Raw genomic sequence first — 20,241 nt, forward strand, 5'->3', positions numbered from 1 at the left:
TTAACTCTCCAGACCTTGGGCCAAGTGGGTACCAGAGATCCGTTGGATCAATAGGGTGCCAAACCAAGCAATCAGGGCAATCATGAAGACGACGGCATTGGCCGCTTGGTCATAGTTGTAGTCGAGTAGGCGAAGGGAATAGGTGGTAAGAACATCGGTTGAAGGAACCGCTAAAATAATAAATAAACTGACACCTTTAATACCGGATATGAAAGGTAAAAGAATGCCTGTTGCCAATGGCCCAGCTTGAATGGGAACAATGATTTTACCCATACGAGTGAACCAGCTCGCACCAGCGATGCGAGCGGCTTCTTCAGGTTCTTTGCCGAGTTGTGTCATCGCCGCGATGCCTGAACGACTGGCAAAGGGCATTTTTTCCGCAATAAGCGCGATAATGAGTAATATTGGGGTGCCGTAAAGAGCTGGAATAGGGCCACGAGCCACAGCAAACAATGATAGAAAGGCCGCCGCAAAGGCAATCCCTGGAACCAAATAGGGCATAAAGGTAATGTGACGTAAAAAACCGCTGACGCTACGGAATGAACAGCGTGTTACAGCGTAACCCACCAGTAAACCTAAGATGCCAGAGCATAGAGAGGCGATGCCCACAATGAAGATGGTATTCCATGTGGCTTGCCAAAATTCTGGAGTGAACAAAATACCATTTCGCAGGGCGACGGTTGTTAGGTTGTGTCCTATCCAAAAATCGAAGGTGAAATTGCTTAGGGTGAAGCGGCCAGGCAAGGTCATGATGGTTGACAAAAATAAGGTGACCAGTGGGATCACCATACCGATAAGCATAAACGCCATAGGAATACTGGCCGCAATTACGCGGAATTTGCCAAGGGAAATTTGGCGATCCATATTGCCTTTACCGCCCACAGTCACAAAACGGCGCGCCTCACGCATCATGCGCATATCAATGAGCAAGGTGATAACACCAATGATCATAATGACGGCCGCAAGAACAGCGGCAACACCATTTTGGCGAGAATCAAGGGAACGATACAGACCCGTTGACAGGGTGTCGTAATGGACAGGTAATCCGAGGATGTAGGGCACGGCAAATTCGCCGATGCAGTCGGCAAAAATCAGCAAACCGGCGGACATAAGTGCTGGACGCACTAGGGGTAAAATGATGGAGAAGGCAATGGTGCGACGAGGTGCACCTAAAATGCGGGCACAGTCTTCCATTTGTACATCTAAACGAGTTAGCGCATTGCCAACAATTAAAATGACCAGTGGTGTATAGTGTAAAATTAAAATAACAACAATTGGAAAAAAGCCATAGGCGAGCCAATTAGGTGTGTGAAAACCTAATGCTTCGAGCCACCCAGGTTGGCCCCCGATAGTGCGGTTTTTAAAGATGGTTGTCCATGCCATGGCAAATGTCCATGACGGGAGCATAAAAGGGACAATCAAAGCACTGGCAAACCACCTACGGCCTGCCATATTGGTCCGATTGATCAGCCAGGCCAGTGTTACGCCTAAGGCTAAAGAGCATGCCACGGTACCAAGGGCGATTGTTAGGGTGTTGTAAAGCGGTGTCCAAAGGATAATCTCTGACATACGTGACATAAAAGCGCGTGTCAGATAGTAGAGGGTGAAAGCACCTTCATCTTGATGGGTGCGCCCTGCATCGCCAGTATGGACAAAAATGGCATCAAGTAATATGGAGATAACAGGGGCCAGAATCAAATAGGCAAAGCAAACCGTTAATATAAAGGCGATGACATTGGCGGGCTCATGCCTGCTAACAGCGATGGCATGGCGAACTCTTAGCCACCAGTCTGGCTTTAAATGATGATGTGTTTCAACTGGCAACGGCATGGTGTTTTCCCTTATTGCTTAATTCACGGCAATCACCATAGAGGGATTATGTTACAAGGAGGTGACGCTTTTGCGCCTATGTGCAAAATGCTGATATTAACACTTCATACATATGAATTTAGGGGAGATAAAGCATTAAAAATCATAGATTTATAGAGTGTTTTTGTCTTTTATGAACTTTTTGTTATATTTTTGAACACTGATGAGCGTGATCGCGATATAAGGAGAGTATTGATGGAGAGGATTAAAAATTTTGTTCAATTGACGCCACTTATTGCGACAGGGGGACAACCAAAGGCAGAACAGTTTCCGAAAATTGCAGAACAGGGTTATGACTATGTTATTAACCTTGGTATGCCTGATCATCCAGACGCGGTTTTGGAGGAAGATCGATTGGTCAGTGAATTAGGAATGAACTATATTCATATTCCGGTAAAATTTGATGCGCCGTCTAAAACGCAAGTAGCGTTCTTCTGTCAATTGCTCTCTTCGCTAAACACTCAGAAAATATTTGTGCATTGCATTATGAATTACCGTGTTTCGGCGTTCATGTATCATTATTTTACCAAGGTTGAAAAACGCTCTGAACAAGCGTCTAAATCCATTATGTTTGAACGCTGGGATATTAACCTTGTGTGGCAAGACATGCTGAAGTGGTCAGCCGAAGATCTTGGTTTTACTCGCTGACAGCCTGAGTTGCCTCAGGCTGATTCTGTTAGAGTTTTGCGATCATGACGCCTCGGTAATGGCAGTGGATTTGTTTTTTGTCCAGCTCTATTCCGGGGGTTATATAAAGCACGTCTAATTGTGTGGTGGCTTTTGGCAATGGCACGCTTAGAGGGTGGTCTTCTCGGTAAAAGACAAGCCAAAGGTGTGTCGATAAGTCCGCCGGAGTCAGAATGGCCGACAAATAATCCCGCTCTTTCTGAGCCCAATCGTCGTTACTCATTGGTTGGTTATGTTCATTTAGCCACTCAATGTGGTCCGAAGGTTGATATTGATACAGTGAATCGTCTTCTAAATAGATTTCCGCTAGAATGGGGTAGGCTTTTCGTATCGCCATCAAACTCGCAATGGCTTCTTGTAATTTAGTTCGGCTTTCACTTTCTTCCCACTTAAGCCATGTGATGTCGTTGTCTTGGCAGTAGGCGTTGTTGTTTCCTTGCTGTGTGTGGGACAGTTCATCACCGCCAAGAATGTGAGGAGTGCCCTGGCTAAGGAGTAAGGTAGCAATAAAACACAGTTGTTGATTTAAGCGGCGTTGCAAGATTTCGGCGTTATCTGTTTCACCTTCGACACCAAAGTTTTGGCTGAGGTTATCACCGTGACCATCTCGGTTGTTTTCCATGTTTGCCATATTATGACGGCGATGGTAAGAGACCAAATCATGCAGTGTGTAGCCATCATGGTAGGTGATGTAGTTGACAGAGTGCAAAGCGCTTTTTTTCCCCTTATGGAAAATATCGCGTGATCCCATCAGGCGTGTGGCCAATTGCGAAGTGAAACCTTCATCACCACGCCAGAAACGCCGTACCGTATCACGATACTGGTCGTTACATTCTAAGAAGCCTCTGGGAAATTGCCCTAATTGGTAACCGTTTGGACCGATATCCCAAGGTTCCATAACTAAACAGGCTTCACTTAACACTGGGTCCTGTAAAATGGCTTGTAACAACGGCGCTTTAGGCGAAAAATCATGGTCGGTTCTGCCCAAGTCCACACCTAAGTCAAAGCGGAATCCATCGACACCCATGACCGTTACCCAATAGCGCATGCTATCGCAAATAAGACGAATACTGCTTGGGTTATAGGTGTCCAGACAGTTGCCACAGCCAGTATAATTAAGGTATTGGCCCTCTTTGTGACGATAATAGTGGGCATTATCCAAACCACGAAAGCAGACACTAGAGTGATTCATTTCGCTCTCAGCTGTGTGGTTGTATACCACGTCGAGAATAACCTCAAAACCGGCTTCACGGAGACCGTCTATCATGGTTTGAAATTCGCTGATAGCGTCTTTTTGAGCGTAAGAGGGTTCCGGTACAAAAAAGCTAATGGGGTTATAGCCCCAGTAGTTGTTGAGTTTGAGGCGTTGTAAATGTTGTTCTGTGGCAAAACTGAAACACGGCATCAACTGAATGGTGGTAATGCCAAGAGACTTTAGGTGTTTAATGCCCGGTTTGGAGATTACCCCAAGATAGGTGCCTTTAAGGGCGTCATCAATGGGTAAGTGCTGGCTGAATCCTTTGACATGCAGCTCGTATAGGGTGCGTTGGACATGTGGTACATGGACTCGTTTAGGGCGAATCGATGAGGCGCTGACACGCCGAACGATGGATTTTGGCACGCAATAGGCGGAGTCCACAAGGTGTTGCCCTCCATCTTCTGTGATGGCGGCTTGGTCCTCGTGCCATTCGAGTTTACCGGTTAATGCTTTCGCATAAGGGTCGATAAGGAGTTTGTTTTCATTAAATAGTCGTTGCGAACTGGGGTCAAAAGGACCTTGCGCGCGAAAACCATAGTGTTGACCTTCTGTTAAGCCAAACACTTCCATATGCCATATACCACGACGCTTGGCAATAAAAGGCAAGCGCTCTAGTTCGTTTCCTTTGTCGTCAAAGAGGCACAAGAAAATGGCACTGGCTTCTTCTGAGGCGACCGCGAAATTGACACCATTTTCGGTAATTTGCGCTCCGAGCGGAAAGGGGTGACCAGAATTAATCGTGTAAGTATCGCTCATGAAAGATTCCTTGTTATTCGCCTAGCCACTTTAAAAAGACACCACTGAGAGGGGGGACTTTTATTTCAATGCTATTGGTTTTGCCATGGCTGTCTATGGCCTCAGTTTGATAAATGTGATCTTTTTGACAGCCTTGGCTTAATAGGTAATCACTTCCTGCGTAGCGTCCTTCATCGGAATTGAAGATCACTTGATAACGGCCGGGCTCTGGCACGCCGATACGGTAGTTTGCTTGAGGTACTGGCGTAAAGTTAGTGATAGCAATGCCGTGGGCAGTATACTCTTTGGCTTTGCGGACAAAGACCAAGATGCTGTTAGCGCTATCATCATAGCTGATCCATTCAAAACCATGGCCGGAGTGGTCTAGGTGTAAGGCTGGTTCATTTTTATACAAATGGTTTAAATCTCGCGTCAGGTACTGTTGACCTTGGTGGTAGTCAATATCCAGCAAATGCCAATCAAGAGAGCGCTGGTGGCTCCATTCTTGGCCTTGTGCAAACTCGTTGCCCATAAAGTTGAGCTTTTTACCTGGGTGAAAATACATGTAAGCGGAAAAAGCGCGTAAGTTCGCGAATTTTTGCCATGGGTCGCCGGGCATTTTTTCGATCATGGATCCCTTGCCGTGGACAACTTCATCATGTGATATGGGCAAAACAAACTGTTCGTCGAACGCATAGACCATGCTAAAGGTGAGTTCACCTTGATGATATTTGCGATGTATCGGGTCTTTTTTGATGTACTCCAGTGAGTCGTTCATCCAGCCCATGTTCCATTTAAAGCCAAAACCCAGACCATCCATATAGGTGGGTTTCGAGACGTCAGGGAAGGCGGTAGACTCTTCTGCTACGGTAAAACAACGAGGGTGATTCAAATAGACGGTTTCGTTTAGGCGACGCAAAAAAGCAATGGCTTCGTAATTGTGATTACCTCCGTCCTGATTGGGAACCCATTCACCCTGTTCCCGTGAATAATCAAGGTAAAGCATCGAGGCAACAGCATCCACTCGTAAGCCGTCTATATGGAACTCTTCAAGCCAGAAAACCGCATTGCTGATGAGATAATTAACGACATGATCTTTGCCAAAATCGTAAATCAGTGAGTTCCATTCCGGATGCCAGCCCTTTTTCGGGTCGGGGTATTCGTATTGTTTGCTACCATCAAAGTTGGCTAAACCATGGCTATCGGCGGGAAAGTGAGCAGGCACCCAATCCATAATGACACCAATGTTTGCCTGATGGAGTGCATCAACTAACACTTTAAACTCTTCTGGTGTGCCGTAGCGGGAGGTCACCGCATATAAACCAACGGGTTGATAGCCCCAAGAACCATCAAATGGGTATTCACTAATGGGCAGTAATTCTACGTGGGTATAGTCCATTTCTTGTAGATAAGGGACCAGTTCTTCTTTTAGTTCCAAGTAGGTGAGGGGTTGGTTATCGTCTTTACGACGCCATGAACCAAGGTGAAGTTCATAGATACTCATTGGGGTTTCGTAAATATCCACAAGTGGGCGCTGAGTCCATTGGGTATCTTGCCATTGATGTTTGTCATCAAAGCAAGTTACGCTTGCAAAAGACGGATATTGTTCAATGCGCTGGGCAAAAGGGTCGCTACGGTGCGGCAGTATGTCGCCATTGTTCGCACGAATTTCAAACTTATAGCGAGCGCCATGATTCACATCGGGAATGAACAGTCGCCAAATGCCATCGCCATTACTTGACATGGGGTGAAGACGTCCATCCCAAGCATTAAAGTCACCAACGACTGAAACCGAACGAGCCGCTGGGGCATATACCGCAAACCGAGTGCCATTAATGGTTAATTGCTCGTTAATGTATGCCCCGCGACGAATTGCCCCCTGGCTTTTATAGAGGTTGGCTTGATGGTGCTCAGGGTCATGAAAAGTGGCCTCTGAAAACTGGTAAGGATCAACAATGGTATAGGTATTATCGCCATAGGTGACGTTAATTCGATAATGAAAAGGCGATTTTGCTTTAGGAAAAGATAACTCAAATAATCCATCTTTATGAAGGCAGTTCATCTTGCCTAAAACGGTGTCATCTGTCAGTGATATGACTGTGATAGCCGTCGCGGTAGGACGCCATACAGTCAGGGTGAAACCACTGGAAGTCTTTGATTTTTGTAAGCCTAAACAGCCAAATGGGTCGGCACAACGTGCGTTCAATATATCGTCAATTAGAACATTTTTAAGCGGATCCATTCACTTCTCCAAAGAAGGGTTAGTGTATTTAGAATATTAATTTAGTGTTTCTTTTCCGTTACTTGTTGGCGTTGTCGACTGTGTAGTTTACTGACTGCCCAACGCAGATATTGGTTCACTTTATTTGGTGTTAACTGGGCAAATTCATCTAATGCCGCCTCAGCCAAATCTTTCTCAGGATGATCGACTTGGTGTTGCTTAACATGATCCATTGCTGCGCGGGAAACCAACACAGGCAAATTAATCTCTTGATCAAAGTGACAGTTTTTATGCTGCTGACAAAATTGAATAAAAGCGTATAACCCTTCAAAAATCAGACTCTTATACCAAACGGGATGAATGTCTGAAGTGAGGCTTTCAATTAAAATAGCAAAGGTGTCCTCCCCTGGCGTCATGGAGCTTAATGTTTGTTTGCAGTTTAATGTGGTATTACTTTGCATATCACCAAACACAATAGCATCTACATGACTTAGACTTTCCCATAGCTGTTTTAGCATGCTCTCAGGTAGTTTGGTGATGATGCCTTGTTCTACTCGCCAGTCAAACCAATCCATGTCTTTCATTTTGCTGTTATCGCTGTCGACCTTATGATGATAACGAACATGATTTACTACATGGTTAAAATCTTCATGCTTTTGTTGTAACACTTGTTTGAAGGTGTCGTAAAGCAAACTAGGTGAAAGTTTCGATAAGGTTTCAAAGACTGGCGCGTTTTCATCTGGGTTAATGTGTCTTGCGCAGAGTAGGGCAAGACTATGAATACGAATAGTTCGTACCCCAGAAAAAAATTCAGGGTAGACTTTGATTAGCGTACCCGCAATGGCAATTAGCTCATGGCAAATGACCAAGGATAGAGAGGATGAAGAGGTTGATTTTAGCAGCTCCATAATCTCATCTTGGTGTAAGGGCAAGGTGATGTCGGTTTCGTTTTCCAGAGCATCCCCAACGACTAATAGACGCTGACGAACAGTAATGTCGGCGATATAAGTAGCCAGATCTGTTGTGGGCTTCAGCATTAAAGAAAACAATTGTCTCGATGCTTGCCAGTTTTCTGTTAGAAGCGCTTGAGTGTAGACGGAGTCTAAGACTTTATAGGCGGTGACGGCGGGTGTTGTCCCTGGGATGGTGTTCATCAGCGCGCGTCTTGCACCCAGTTCAATCAAAGAGTCAATGGCTTCAGATAGGCTGGGCTTTTGGTTTAAACGTGCCAGTAATGTATCTGTGTCTATTTCATGAATTTTTTGGGTGTCGTAAGGTGTTCCGCCCGACGATAATGGCCAAGGTTTTTCGTGTAATGGTAATGTTGCCCCCAGCATTTGCGTTTCTGGTGAGACAATTGTAATGCTACGGCGATTGCCTGATTTAAACGCGTTTTTAGCGGATTGGGCAATGACTCGAAACTCCTCTCTTTCTCGTTTTTGCAGTTGACGTATAAACTCAAATAATTCATCACTGCCAGGCATTTCACTTAAGGCTTCATCGATCAAAATAGCAAAAACGGCATTGGCAGGGTAATACCAATGGCCTTCAATAATGGTTAATTCATTACAAATATGGGCTTGAAACAGTCTAGGGTCGACTTTGCGGTAGTCTTTGTCTTCATTCTGAATCCAAGACAAACACAAGTAGTTTTCATCGTTAATAGTAAAGGGCTGAGAGGTGGCCAAGCTGTTCAATGCTCTATTAGGACGGCCACTGAGCCCTAGTGCGGGTGAGGCCCCTAAGTGGCGATAGGTTTCCACAAGTTGCACCGCACTGATGACTTTGAACGGGGCAATTTCATCGACGGTTTGACAGAGACAGCCAGCTTTTAACAGTTTGTCTTTCACTGCGTTGTTTTGCGCGAGAATCACCATGGAGGTGGTGACCACATTCGGTCGATGCTGAATGCGATGTAATCCCAGAGGGTCGAGATCATCGGTTCGAATCAGTTCATCATCGAGCATTTTACCCACCAAATACAAGCTTTGCGCCCAAACAAGGGGCAAGTTGTCATTCGCAAGGCGTTTTTGCGAACCGGGGTTTTCTTTTTCAGCCAAGATGCTTTCTTGAGGAACATAGTACAGTTCGGGTAGTAACATCTCACCGTCTTTTTCTATCATCAGTGTTTCAAGTTTATGGCGATAGAAGTTAGCGCTTTCCCAGTCGCGGGCAAAGAGTCGACCGATGTATAAATAGGTGAAAAAGAGTGGCCATTCGGACTCGATATGCTCAAAGTTAATCAGCTCATTGTATTCGTAATAGATTCGACTTTGATCTTCCAGAACCGATTGATGTCCATCTAATAAGAAACGCTTACAACCATATTCACCGCCGAGTTTGCTGAGGATTTCATCACGGGTTCTTTGGGTCAGCTTTTCGTCATTTACTGCAAACGCGGGGAAGCTGATGATGCTTAATAGGGCGCTATCTACCTCTTTTGAGCGAGACTCTTTCGGCAGGAGAGATTGTAATACGGAGCCTGCTCTGGCCACGGCGTCAGCAAAGGAGTGGATGACAGCCCATTCGGGACCATCATTACCAAACAAGTTTAAGCCGTCTAAAGCTTCCATCGCGGCTTTGGCCATGCCGACTGAACTGGCGTTGATTTCGGCTTTGCCATTATTCACTTTATTGCCTCGCTCCCAAATGCCGTAATCAGGAGTGCGATAGGTACGAGAAATATAATAGACGAGGTTCTGAATAAAATTGGCTTCGTCGTGAGTAAAGATGAGTTTGCTGCCCGCTTTGGTCATTTGGGCCAGAGTCAATAAGTAGAAGCTGGTGGCATCAATTTGCAAATGTCCCCAAGCATCGTCTGCAACCGCTTCGAGCCCTGTTTTTGTGTCGTATTTTGCGTGCAGTGCGTCTTTGGGATCAAGGCTGTGTTTAAATGCCTCGACTTTATGGGATTGGCGCATCATGGCGTACAGCAAGCCTCGCATCATTTTAATGCAAGAATACTCTAATTCGTGGGAACGTTTATCTGGGTTTGAGGCACGTTTGTAGGCGAGATGGAGTGCCCAAACGGCTTGAATACTATAAACGTTGTCTCGTACCCAAGCATCGGTGTAGTTGCCGTGATTATTGATGCTAGTACTAGCCGGAAAAAGTCCAGTAACAGGGTGTTGCCGAGAGAGGATCACAGCCTGAATGTGTTTGTATAGAGAGTTTAGCTTTTCTTGGGTATCAAACGCCATATTCCTTCCCTCAGAACGTAAAACATAAAATCAGTTGTCTGGATGATGGATTCGTTCACTTATATGAATGTACTACCGTAAGCATATGGTGAGTTGCTACTAAGATAAAGCAGTAAAGCGAACTTCTTATCGATTCGATTTAGTGTATCTACCATCATAGGCGTTTTTTTGAGTTGTGCCTAACTGCTTAGAGTATATATAAAAATAATCAGCAAAAAGAATGCCTAATGACTCTATTGGCAGAGTAGAAGTCAAAATAAGTTGATAGGAGAAGGGGGATAGAAGGGAGCAGATAAACAAACAGGAATTGATGCACAGCCCGTCTTTTTATGGAAACGGGCTGTAGGGTAAGTGCTGAAAGGAAGGATAAACGATCTACTTTCTTTAGGTGCTGAATTGGTTCACCAGAGTACGTAATTGAGAGGCGCACTGGGTTAGTTGCTCGACCGATGCATGGATTTCATTGGAGTTGACTGTGGTAGTGCCACACACATTGGCAATATTGTCCAAAGCCGCGCTGACGGTTTGCGAAGACGCATGTTGGCGATTGGTCGCTTCTGTAATTTGTGTATTAAGCTTGGAGATGGACAAGACACCACTGGCGATGTCTTTAAAGGTTTTTCCGGCTTCGGATGTTTGCTCTGCGCCTTGGTTAGCGGTGGTTTGTGCATTTTCCATGACTTCCACCGTGGTAAGGGTTTGTTGCGTCAGTTCGTTGATCAAACCACCAATATCTGTGGCCGCTGTTTGTGAACGTTGAGCTAGCTGGCGAACTTCATCCGCAACCACGGCAAAGCCTCGGCCTTGTTCACCTGCTCGGGCGGCTTCAATGGCCGCATTTAAGGCTAACAGATTGGTTTGATCGGCGACTTCGGAAATAATACCAAGTCGCTCATTGATATTGCTTACATCTTCTCGGAGTTGGTGGATTTTCTTCGTTGCATCGCCCACTTCTCGGGAAAGGCGCTGAATGTCTTGGTTGGCTTTGTTCATGACGCTTAAGCCCTGCTGTGAATGCTGACCTAACTCTGTGGCAGTGCTGCTTGCGCGCTCGGCAATAGCCTGTGTTTCATCGACTGATGCTATCATGTCCTGCATAAGTTGTGTGGCTTGTTCTGTGTCCCTTAGCTGCATCGACACGCCACTGACCGTTTTCTCGGTAGACTGGTTCGTATGACCAACAATACTATCTAAGGTTTCACTAGAGTGACTGACATTGCGCACAATCGATTGAAAATCGCTCATCATACTATTGAATGCATCGGCCATTTCACCCATTTCATCTTCCCCATCAAACTCGACACGGCGCGTTAAATTGCCGGACTTTTTCACCGATGTCATGGTATTGCATAAGGTGGTGATACGGGTGGTGACTAAATGGATAATAAACAAAGCTGAACCACCAATGACGATGGTTAACACCCCAACGAGAATTGCATAGTTAATTAATGTGTCTAAAAACAGGTCAATGACTTTGTCCATAGAAGAGGTGGCTATTAAGGTTAATTGCCAAGGAGAAAATGTTGTGCTACTGGCAATCATACTGTGCTGTTGACCTTCTTTATCTTGATATTGAAAGCGCCAGGCTTGATTTTCAGTATGGTTATTGAGTCCAGTAAGGAGAGAGTTAGGTGCTGTTTGGTTTTCTGTATTTAGACTAGGAGCGTTTAGTAACTGTTGGTTGCCATCCAATAACCAGATTTTTTGATTACTGCCGTAATGAATGAGAGCAAGGGCTTGGATTGCTTGCTGTTTGGCTTGGTCAACGGTCAGTTGTCCTTGCTTTTGTTTCTCGTAAAGAGGGGCAATAATAGAGTGAGCAATACTTAGCACATCTCGGGTTTGGTTTTCTCGGTCTTTCACTTCACTGTGAAACAGTGTGGTTAGTGACACTAGGATTAATGCCGTTGTTCCTAACGACATCAAACCAATAATTGCCCACAGTTTGTAGCGTATTTTTATATTATTAATTTTTTTTAGCATGCATTACTCCCGATGTAATCCCTGGCGCATTCTACTGTGGTAATGGTAAGAACTCGAACTTACACTTTGATGTATATCATAATATTCACAAATAATGTATGCATGGCGTAGTCTTTATTACGACCAGTAGGAATAAAAATTGAGCTATTTCATCGTCTTTAGTACATCGTTTTTGTCCGCTACTATTTTGCCCTTGGGTTCTGAAGCCTTTTTGCTTTACTATGCTAGAGACGGTATATCGTCCATTGTATTGTTGTGGTTTTTAGCCAGTACAGGTAATACTTTAGGGGCGTTGACTAACTGGTATCTTGGGCGTTTCATATCTCGTTTCGAGACAAAAAAATGGTTCCCGGTAAGCCCAACATCACGTCAACGTGCTGAACGTGTGTTTAATAAATATGGCTACTGGAGTTTGTTATTTACTTGGCTTCCTGTGATTGGTGATGGGATTTCATTAATTGCAGGTGTATTTCATACACAAATAAGGTATTTTTTACCTTTCGTTTTTGTTGGGAAGGCGGCAAGATATGGGTTCATACTGTGGGGGCAAAGCTGGCTCTTTAACAGTTAGAGAGCAGCGATATGTTTGATTATGCTTTTTCTTGGTTAGTTTTGCCTTATTTGGTGTACATGGAGGAATTTTAATGGGTGTCACACAAAAACTGCTGGTTGTTGCAGCGGCGTTATCGTTAAGTGCTTGTTCAATGTTTGAAGGTAAGAATACCTTTATGACCTATCAGGACTTGCAGACAAAGGTAAGAGAACACGATGTCGAGATCAAAGCGGTGCAAGATCAGCTTGCACAACTTAAACAGGCTGATAGTGCGAATAAACCGATGGCTGCTAATACTGCGTCACAATCTAATAATGCAACCTCTCAATCCAATAACGATGGTTTAGGGTTGTCTGAGAGTGAAACACAAGCGGCGCCCAGTGTCGCGCCACAGGTAACCCCTGTTGCGAATACTCAAACTCAGCAAATGGCACCTGCTCAGTCTTCTCCTACACAACCCCCTGCACAAACCGCTTCCTCCCAGTCGTCTTCAGTGCAAGCCGCGCCAATGGCGTCTTCTGAGCCTAAAGCCGTGACGCCCAATTACAATAATAACTCTTCTGCAGCAATGACAACGACTAAGGCATCAAGTAGCAATGATCAATACGGTGTGCAGCTTGCCGCTTACACAAGTCGTCAAGAAGCAGTGAATGGATGGCAGAGGTTGAGTAAAAATAACTCAGATGTCTTTGTAAACCTTACCCCTCATATTACTAAAGCTGTCGTTAATGGCCGCACTATGTATCAGTTAAAAGTTGGCCCGTTTTTGGACCGTGCCTACAGTGTTGGTTTCTGTAATATGCTGAAACAAAAAGGCAAAGACTGCATCATCAAAAAGTTTGATGGTGAGCCATTGTAATTTTTCTAAGGCAACTTGCTTCGTAAGGTAATGAACACCTAATTCGGCTTCCTAAGCGCCTTTTACTTTTATAAGAGTAAAAGGCGTTTTTATTGGTGTTTGAGTCAGCTTTGATTAAGGTGATGTGAAGGTTGAGCATTAACATCGTATTCGGCTTTTGACCGATGCCCTTGTTTTGTGAATAGTCGATATAAGCAGAGCTAATGATTCATACACAAATGTTGTGAATTTCATCTAGGGGTTTTTGTTAGAATCCCTTGCCACACAACAAACCCTGAGCCAAGCCGGTTCTTTCGGTAGGGTACTTGGTTTGATGGGGCGGTATACAAGAGACCTTTTGTCATAATAATCCTTATGCTTTCTTTAGCTTCAAAACTAACCAATCAGTTAAATTCTGATGAAGCCTCTATGTTAGGTAGGTATAATTCCCTGCCATCGCACCATGTAAACTGACGATAGATTTTAGGAGTAGATTGATGGCAACACCTTCCCAACATGATTTGCGAAATGACTTTCGCGCATTATTAGCAACGAAAAAATGTTACTACACTGCTTCGACCTTTGATCCTATGTCAGCGCGTATTGCGGCAGACCTTGGTTTTGAAGTCGGGATATTGGGCGGTTCCGTTGCGTCTCTTCAAGTGCTTGCTGCTCCCGATTTTGCTTTGATTACTTTAAGTGAGTTCACTGAGCAAGCGACACGCATTGGCCGTGTTGCCCGCCTGCCGATTATTGCGGATGCGGACCATGGTTATGGTAATGCTTTGAATGTGATGCGTACCATTACAGAACTTGAGCGTGCTGGTGTTGCTGCTTTGACAATCGAAGACACTTTGCTACCAGCCAAATATGGCCGTAAATCGACAGATTTAATCCCTTTGGAAGAAGCGGTTGGTAAGATTCGTGCGGCACTTGATGCCCGTATTGATCCTGCAATGTGCATTATCGCGCGCACCAATGCGGGTCAATTGACTGATGAGCAAACCATTGAGCGTGTGAAAGCTTATGAAGCCGAGGGGGTTGATGGCATTTGTATGGTGGGGATTCGTGACTTCGATCATTTAGAGAAAATCAGTCAGCATGTTTCTATTCCACTAATGTTAATTGCCTATGGCAACCCTGAGTTAGAAGATCGTGAGCGTTTGGCAGAGCTGGGTGTTCGTATTGTGGTAAATGGGCACGCTGCTTATTTTGCTGCTATTAAGGCGACATATGATTGTTTGCGTGAACAGCGTGGTATAGCGGAAGGTAAGTTGAATGCCTCTGAATTGTCTACTCGTTATTCGACACTAGAAGAAAACCGAGTCTGGGCAAGCAAGTATATGGATGTTCAAGAATAATATCGCTGGTATGTCATCTTTGTAGACACGTCATCGGCAATGTTCTTAGACAATCTGAATAAAAAGCGCTTATGAGCGCTTTTTATTCATTTCTCTTCTTCTGTTTTCTTTTTCTCAAACTTCCTTCTTAGAATTAAACCTTAAAGCTGCCTACTTGTTCCTTCAACCCATTGTAGAGACTCGAAATTCGTGTTGATTGGCTGCTAATGAGCTGAGAGATCTCTTGAATGCTGTCGGTCTGCTCTTGGAGTGAGGCTAAGTTTTGGTTGATTTCGTTGGCGACGGCGGATTGCTCTTGTGTGGCTTGAGCCGTTTGCGAAGCCATATCCTGAACCTTGTTGAACGATTCCGTCAAGGCATTGAAGACCTTGGTGACCTCATTGAAATTATCAGCGGTATGGTTGGCATTAGACTGACTGTTTTGAATAGATTGAGAGGATTTGTGTACGTTTTCTCGAAGTTGAGCGATCATGGTTTCGATTTCGTTTGTACTGTCTTGTGTGCGTGTCGCAAGTGTTCGAACCTCGTCGGCAACGACGGCAAATCCACGGCCTTGCTCACCTGCGCGAGCGGCTTCGATAGCAGCATTTAAGGCCAATAAGTTGGTTTGCTCTGCAATGCTGCGGATGACTTCCAAAACCGAGGCAATGGCTTCCGAGCTTTTTTCAAGCTCGTTGGAGCGGGATAAGTCTTCGGCAATGTCTTTTACTAAATTGGACATGGCGTTTTGAGAATCATTGACCGCTTTGAGGCCATTTTTCGTTAATTGGTTTGAGGTTTTCGCCTCTGCCGCTGTGTTACTTGCAATCTCCTCCATCGATCGGTTAGACATATTCATTTCGTGACCTGCGCTAACAATGGACTCTGATGCTGCGACTAATGCGTCGGTAATCCTCCCTGTTTTATCGGAGACGGTATTCAGCTCGCTGGTGGTATCCCCCAAGGCAAAGGATTCTTTTTGAATGTGACTAATGATGGTGCGCAATTTTTCTAGGAAACTATCGAACTCATTAGAAAGATCCCCCAGCTCATCTTTGGAGGACGAGTGAATGCGCTGGGTCAGGTCGCCATCGCCTTCAGCAATCTCTTTAATCCGTTGGGTGATGCTTTCAACGCTTTTTGTCAATCTTAATGGAATGACATAACCGACAACGAGAGCAAGTGCGAAGGAAATCAACAGAATGATCATCGCAATGCTTTGGTATTCTTGAATTTTTTGCTCAACATCGACTTGTAGGTCGTGAGAGCGTTCTCTTACGGATTCTCCTGCTTTGTCTAACAAATCACGAATGGCAGAAAATTTTTCTTCCATTTGTTTGAATTGCTTTGGCTCTGTGTTGTTGCTTGCCGAGTAAGTATTGATTAAGTCTGTACTGTCAGCCAGCCACTGACTAAATTGCACATCAAAATTACCGAAAGGCTTTGTGAGATTTGGCTCGTTTTTAAGATAGGTGCGATAGGTGTTAAAGCGTTGAATCACCTGCTTTGCATTGTTTTGAAACTCGACTTTGTTTTCTTGAAAATCGCCAATGCGGTTGATGATTTTTTGTTGGGCCAAGCGAGCCTGATAAAGATCTCGGTCAGCACTCAATACTTCTGTGATGGCTTCTAAGTAACGTTCTAAGCTAAGTGCGCTAAGGCTTTGCACATTTTCTGCTTTACTCGCGAAGTCATGGAGACTTTCGCCTGCTTTATCGAGCGTATTACGCAGCTTAATAAATTGTTTGTCTATCTCTATCGTCGGGGAGGGTGTGGCAGATTGATGGGTATTCAACAGTCGTTGGCTGGCGTCTAGCCACTCTTTATAGAGGCGGTCAAAATCCGCAAAGGGTGCTAGTACTGCTTTGGGCTCATCAGCGAGGTATTCACGGTACTTTTGAAATCGATCAAATACTTGTTGGGCATTTTCTGTAAAGGTGTTGCGATTTTTTTCGGGATTGCCCTCATTAAAAAAAAGCTGTTCTTGCGCTAAGCGCGCTTGGTAAATGTCTCTATCAGCATTTAATACCACCGACATGGCTTCAAAATAGTGACTGGTTTGTTTTTTTAATACGCTTTTTTGATAACTGCTTATGATTGCGTTAAACGCAAATAAACCAGCGAGAATCAAAGATAGAACAACGATGGGGAGCATCATTTTGATTCGAATTGATTGTGTTCGCATAACTTAATAATCCCTTATACAGTCAGTCAACTTTATCATTAACCATAGACCAAAAATGGAAAACAGCCATAGAAAGGCAATAAGTTATTGTCAGGATTGCATCGTGTTTGTTGTGAAAAGGCGAGGTTGAGCGTTGCGTGCATGTTAGAACAAAGCGGTTTTTGCTGTGAATGGATGGCGTATTAAAAAATAGATTGATTATTTTTTGTTCTGTTTTGTGTTGGTTTTTACTATGAAACAAATGTGTTTCTGTCGATAAAGTTCGCGAAAAACTCAATAATTTGCAGTCAAAATCTTTTAACTTCGGATTAATGATGTTTTTCTGTCACAAATTTGTCATCGAGGGTTTTTATACTGCGCTGCATCTAGGAGGATGAAAGAAGGTCCATTACCATGAATATCAAAGATGTGGCGGCGTTAGCAGGGGTGTCTCCTGCAAGTGTATCGCGATGTTTGAACAATACGGGTCCGATGAGTAAGACAACTCGCGCTCGTATTGAAAAAGTCGTTGCATTGACAGGGTATGATACGGGCCGTACATCGAAGCAGGTTGAGTGGAATCAAAACCCGACCATTGGTGTCATGATTCCTAGTTTGCTAAACCCTGTGTTTTCTGAAATTGCTGCGGGGATTCAAAAGCGAGCACGACATTTTGGCTATTCTGTTATCGTTGTGGATACGCAATATGAACGTCGTCTTGAAAAACAAGCCATTATCGATCTTATTCGCCAACGCGTCGCTGGCGTGATTCTGACGACGACATCGGTGGATGACAATGATGCCTTATCTTTACTAAGGGAGTTTCGCTTCCCTTTTTGTCTTGTTCATAATCAATCATCAAATGAGCCTTGCGTCTTTGTGGATAATTACCAAGCAGGCCGGGACGTTGCTGAACACTTGCTAAGTCTTGGGCATACAAAGATTGGCATGGTGGCTGGCCGTTTTCTGTCTTCTGATCGGGCTAAGCAGCGTTATTTAGGGTTTACCGATTTTCTGCAAGAACACTCAACCTCGATTTCCGTGCAATTGATTGAAGTGGATCAATATGCACTGACACCTTTTGATCAAACTCAAGCGTCTTTTTTTGACTCCCCAAGTTCTCCAACCGCCTGGTTTTGCAGTAACGATTTGTTGGCACTAAAGCTCGTCAATCATCTCAAGTCAAAAGGCGTGGTTGTACCAGAAGCAGTGTCAGTGGTGGGGTTTGACGGCATGGCATTGGGGCAGATTCTTTACCCTCCATTAGCAACGATTCAAGTGCCACACCACGATATGGGATTGTGTGCAGTGGATTTGCTGTTTAACGCCAAGCACAAAACGGCGTTTCCTTTAGCAAGGCAGTTAGATTACCAAACCCACTTTGTGGGAACCGTGGCTGAGCGTCATCAGTCATCCAACATGCGAAGCGTTCAATAAGAAACGTTCTTTTAAAGAGAAGGAGAAAGTTGATGGGTATCTTAAAGCAGTTTACTAAACTGGCGGTTCTATCCTTAGGGTTGACCGCAGGAGCGTCTTACGCAGCGGATGCGATTTGTTATAACTGTCCCCCTGAATGGGCCAATTGGGGTGGTCAGTTGCAGTTGATCAAAAAAGATTTGGGGATTTCTATCCCAATGGATAATAAAAACTCAGGTCAGGCGTTATCACAATTGGTGGCTGAAAAAAACAGCCCAGTTGCTGATGTGGTTTATTACGGTGTGTCGTTTGGTATTAAAGCCGCTGAAAAAGGGGTTGTTGCATCATATAAACCAAAAAATTGGGATAAAATTCCCAAAGGATTGAAAGACCCTAAAGGGCGTTGGTTTGCTATTCACTCTGGAACCATTGGCTTTTTTGTTAACAAAGATGCCTTAGATGGCCGTCCTGTTCCGCAATCTTGGAAAGACCTTTTGAAGCCAGAATATAAAGGTATGGTTGGTTATCTTGATCCGACCAGTGCGTTTGTGGGGTATGCCAGCGCTGTGGCGATCAATCAGGCGTTTGGCGGCAATATGAGTAATTTTGCCCCCGCCATTGATTACTTTAAAAAATTGGCTAAGAACGATCCGATTGTTCCTAAACAAACAGCTTATGCTCGCGTGATTTCTGGTGAGATTCCGATTCTTCTGGATTATGACTTCAATGCCTACCGCGCGAAATACAAAGACGGGGCAAATGTGCAATTTGTGATTCCAAAGGAAGGTACTATTGAAGTCCCTTATGTGATGAGTGAAGTCAAGAATGCGCCACACCCTAAATTGGCCCATAAAATTTTAGACTTTGTTTTATCCAATAAAGGGCAGCGTCTATGGGCTGAGGCCTATCTCCGTCCTGTCATTGCCTCAGCTATGACACCTGAAATCGAGAAAAAATTCTTACCCGCGTCAGATTACAAACGTGCGAAACCTGTCAACTTCGAGAAAATGGCTGCGGCTCAGACTGGGTTTGCTCAGCAGTATTTAAACGCAGTGCATTAAGCCCACCATGAAAAGAGTGGGTTTTGTCTCTTGTGGTTAAATCTAGTATTACCCGCTCTTTTTATTTCATTTTCTTGAACTATCTCGCAACGAAGCGTTTTTATGAAGAAAAATAGGCAATATATTTTATTGATGATTCCTGCGCTGATTGTCAGCTTAGCGTTTTTTTTGCTGCCAATGGCGAAGCTGGTATGGCTGTCTTTTGCGAAACAGCATGGCATCAGTTATTGGTACATTTTGACTAAACCAATGTATTTAAGCAGTTTATGGTCGACCTTTTGGCTGTCTGCTGTGGTTACCCTAGCCAGTTTGATCATTGCCACCATTGTTGGTTTATTTTTGACTCGCCATGACTTCAAAGGCAAATCGATATTGGTTGCTATGTTGAGCTTTCCTTTGGTGTTCCCTGGTGTCGTCATTGGCTTTTTTGTCATTATGTTGGCAGGGCGACAAGGTTTGCTTGCTGAGTTGGGTCTTGCATTAACAGGCGAACGGTGGACGCTCGCTTATTCTATTTCAGGTCTTTTTATTGGTTATTTGTATTTCTCTATTCCTCGCGTAGTGCTGACGGTAATGGGCGCGGCGGAGAAGTTAGATAATAATTTGATCGAAGCGGGGCGTTCCCTAGGGGCAAATCGTTGGCAGTTACTCCGGGATGTGACAATACCCGCACTGACTCCTGGTTTAATTTCGTCTGGTTCTATTTGTTTTGCTACCTCCATGGGGGCGTTTGGGACCGCTTTTACCTTGGCAACCAATCTCAATGTCTTGCCGATGACGATCTATACCGAATTTACCTTAAATGCGAATTTTGCTATGGCGGCCGCGTTGAGTTTAATTCTTGGTTTTATTACCTGGGTATGTTTGACCATTGCACGGCGTCAAGGTGGTTCGTCGTTAGGGATGGGAGGCTAAT

General features: G+C 44.4%; 13 protein-coding genes. 7 read left to right on the top strand and 6 right to left on the bottom strand.

Annotated elements, in window-relative coordinates:
* Window positions 1–1,830, bottom strand: a complete 1,830-nt coding sequence (locus AC0VYI_RS08605) for an ABC transporter permease (protein ID WP_475448702.1) — start codon at window positions 1,828–1,830, stop codon at window positions 1–3.
* Between the two features lie 234 nt (window positions 1,831–2,064).
* Between AC0VYI_RS08605 and AC0VYI_RS08610 the strand changes: the two genes are divergently transcribed.
* Window positions 2,065–2,517, top strand: a complete 453-nt coding sequence (locus tag AC0VYI_RS08610; protein WP_475448704.1) for a protein tyrosine phosphatase family protein — start codon at window positions 2,065–2,067, stop codon at window positions 2,515–2,517.
* 28 nt (window positions 2,518–2,545) lie between these two features.
* Here AC0VYI_RS08610 and glgX read toward each other — a convergent pair whose 3' ends face one another.
* From glgX to AC0VYI_RS08630, 4 genes are all read right to left on the bottom strand, one after another.
* Window positions 2,546–4,570: a glycogen debranching protein GlgX gene (gene glgX / locus AC0VYI_RS08615; protein ID WP_475448705.1), complete on the bottom strand. Its 2,025-nt coding sequence runs from the start codon at window positions 4,568–4,570 to the stop codon at window positions 2,546–2,548.
* Window positions 4,571–4,583: 13 nt separating this feature from the next.
* On the bottom strand, window positions 4,584–6,791 hold the full coding sequence (gene glgB, locus AC0VYI_RS08620) for a 1,4-alpha-glucan branching protein GlgB (protein WP_475448707.1): 2,208 nt from the start codon (window positions 6,789–6,791) through the stop codon (window positions 4,584–4,586).
* A 41-nt stretch (window positions 6,792–6,832) separates the two neighbouring features.
* Window positions 6,833–9,970: a phosphorylase b kinase regulatory subunit alpha/beta gene (locus AC0VYI_RS08625; RefSeq protein ID WP_199477244.1), complete on the bottom strand. Its 3,138-nt coding sequence runs from the start codon at window positions 9,968–9,970 to the stop codon at window positions 6,833–6,835.
* 384 nt (window positions 9,971–10,354) lie between these two features.
* Window positions 10,355–11,953, bottom strand: a complete 1,599-nt coding sequence (locus AC0VYI_RS08630) for a methyl-accepting chemotaxis protein (protein WP_475448710.1) — start codon at window positions 11,951–11,953, stop codon at window positions 10,355–10,357.
* 139 nt (window positions 11,954–12,092) lie between these two features.
* Between AC0VYI_RS08630 and AC0VYI_RS08635 the strand changes: the two genes are divergently transcribed.
* From AC0VYI_RS08635 to AC0VYI_RS08645, 3 genes are all read left to right on the top strand, one after another.
* Window positions 12,093–12,524, top strand: a complete 432-nt coding sequence (locus tag AC0VYI_RS08635; RefSeq protein WP_199477246.1) for a YqaA family protein — start codon at window positions 12,093–12,095, stop codon at window positions 12,522–12,524.
* A 73-nt stretch (window positions 12,525–12,597) separates the two neighbouring features.
* Complete coding sequence (locus AC0VYI_RS08640) at window positions 12,598–13,365, top strand: SPOR domain-containing protein (protein WP_475448712.1); 768 nt, start codon at window positions 12,598–12,600, stop codon at window positions 13,363–13,365.
* A gap of 476 nt (window positions 13,366–13,841) precedes the next feature.
* A complete protein-coding gene (locus AC0VYI_RS08645; RefSeq protein ID WP_199477248.1) occupies window positions 13,842–14,705 on the top strand; it encodes an isocitrate lyase/PEP mutase family protein in 864 nt (287 codons plus the stop codon).
* Between the two features lie 133 nt (window positions 14,706–14,838).
* Here AC0VYI_RS08645 and AC0VYI_RS08650 read toward each other — a convergent pair whose 3' ends face one another.
* Complete coding sequence (locus AC0VYI_RS08650) at window positions 14,839–16,869, bottom strand: methyl-accepting chemotaxis protein (protein WP_475448714.1); 2,031 nt, start codon at window positions 16,867–16,869, stop codon at window positions 14,839–14,841.
* A 393-nt stretch (window positions 16,870–17,262) separates the two neighbouring features.
* Here AC0VYI_RS08650 and AC0VYI_RS08655 point away from each other — a divergent pair, with 393 nt between their 5' ends.
* From AC0VYI_RS08655 to AC0VYI_RS08665, 3 genes are all read left to right on the top strand, one after another.
* A complete protein-coding gene (locus AC0VYI_RS08655) occupies window positions 17,263–18,285 on the top strand; it encodes a substrate-binding domain-containing protein (RefSeq protein WP_475448716.1) in 1,023 nt (340 codons plus the stop codon).
* Between the two features lie 32 nt (window positions 18,286–18,317).
* Entirely contained in the window at window positions 18,318–19,325 is a 1,008-nt protein-coding gene (locus AC0VYI_RS08660) for an ABC transporter substrate-binding protein (protein WP_475448718.1), read from the top strand.
* A gap of 102 nt (window positions 19,326–19,427) precedes the next feature.
* On the top strand, window positions 19,428–20,240 hold the full coding sequence (locus AC0VYI_RS08665; RefSeq protein ID WP_199477252.1) for an ABC transporter permease: 813 nt from the start codon (window positions 19,428–19,430) through the stop codon (window positions 20,238–20,240).
* The last annotated feature ends 1 nt before the right edge of the window (window position 20,241 follow it).

The sequence above is a fragment of the Marinomonas sp. 63XJN7_9_ISO-PGPR-S23-217 genome, assembly GCF_056173515.1.

Excerpts from the sequence above, each read along its gene's own strand:
- AC0VYI_RS08650 (WP_475448714.1), bottom strand. The coding sequence starts at position 16,869 with ATGCGAACACAATCAATTCGAATCAAAATGATGCTCCCCATCGTTGTT.
- glgX (WP_475448705.1), bottom strand. The coding sequence starts at position 4,570 with ATGAGCGATACTTACACGATTAATTCTGGTCACCCCTTTCCGCTCGGA.
- AC0VYI_RS08665 (WP_199477252.1), top strand. The coding sequence starts at position 19,428 with ATGAAGAAAAATAGGCAATATATTTTATTGATGATTCCTGCGCTGATT.
- AC0VYI_RS08625 (WP_199477244.1), bottom strand. The coding sequence starts at position 9,970 with ATGGCGTTTGATACCCAAGAAAAGCTAAACTCTCTATACAAACACATT.
- AC0VYI_RS08605 (WP_475448702.1), bottom strand. The coding sequence starts at position 1,830 with ATGCCGTTGCCAGTTGAAACACATCATCATTTAAAGCCAGACTGGTGG.
- glgB (WP_475448707.1), bottom strand. The coding sequence starts at position 6,791 with ATGGATCCGCTTAAAAATGTTCTAATTGACGATATATTGAACGCACGT.
- AC0VYI_RS08610 (WP_475448704.1), top strand. The coding sequence starts at position 2,065 with ATGGAGAGGATTAAAAATTTTGTTCAATTGACGCCACTTATTGCGACA.
- AC0VYI_RS08630 (WP_475448710.1), bottom strand. The coding sequence starts at position 11,953 with ATGCTAAAAAAAATTAATAATATAAAAATACGCTACAAACTGTGGGCA.
- AC0VYI_RS08655 (WP_475448716.1), top strand. The coding sequence starts at position 17,263 with ATGAATATCAAAGATGTGGCGGCGTTAGCAGGGGTGTCTCCTGCAAGT.
- AC0VYI_RS08640 (WP_475448712.1), top strand. The coding sequence starts at position 12,598 with ATGGGTGTCACACAAAAACTGCTGGTTGTTGCAGCGGCGTTATCGTTA.
- AC0VYI_RS08645 (WP_199477248.1), top strand. The coding sequence starts at position 13,842 with ATGGCAACACCTTCCCAACATGATTTGCGAAATGACTTTCGCGCATTA.
- AC0VYI_RS08660 (WP_475448718.1), top strand. The coding sequence starts at position 18,318 with ATGGGTATCTTAAAGCAGTTTACTAAACTGGCGGTTCTATCCTTAGGG.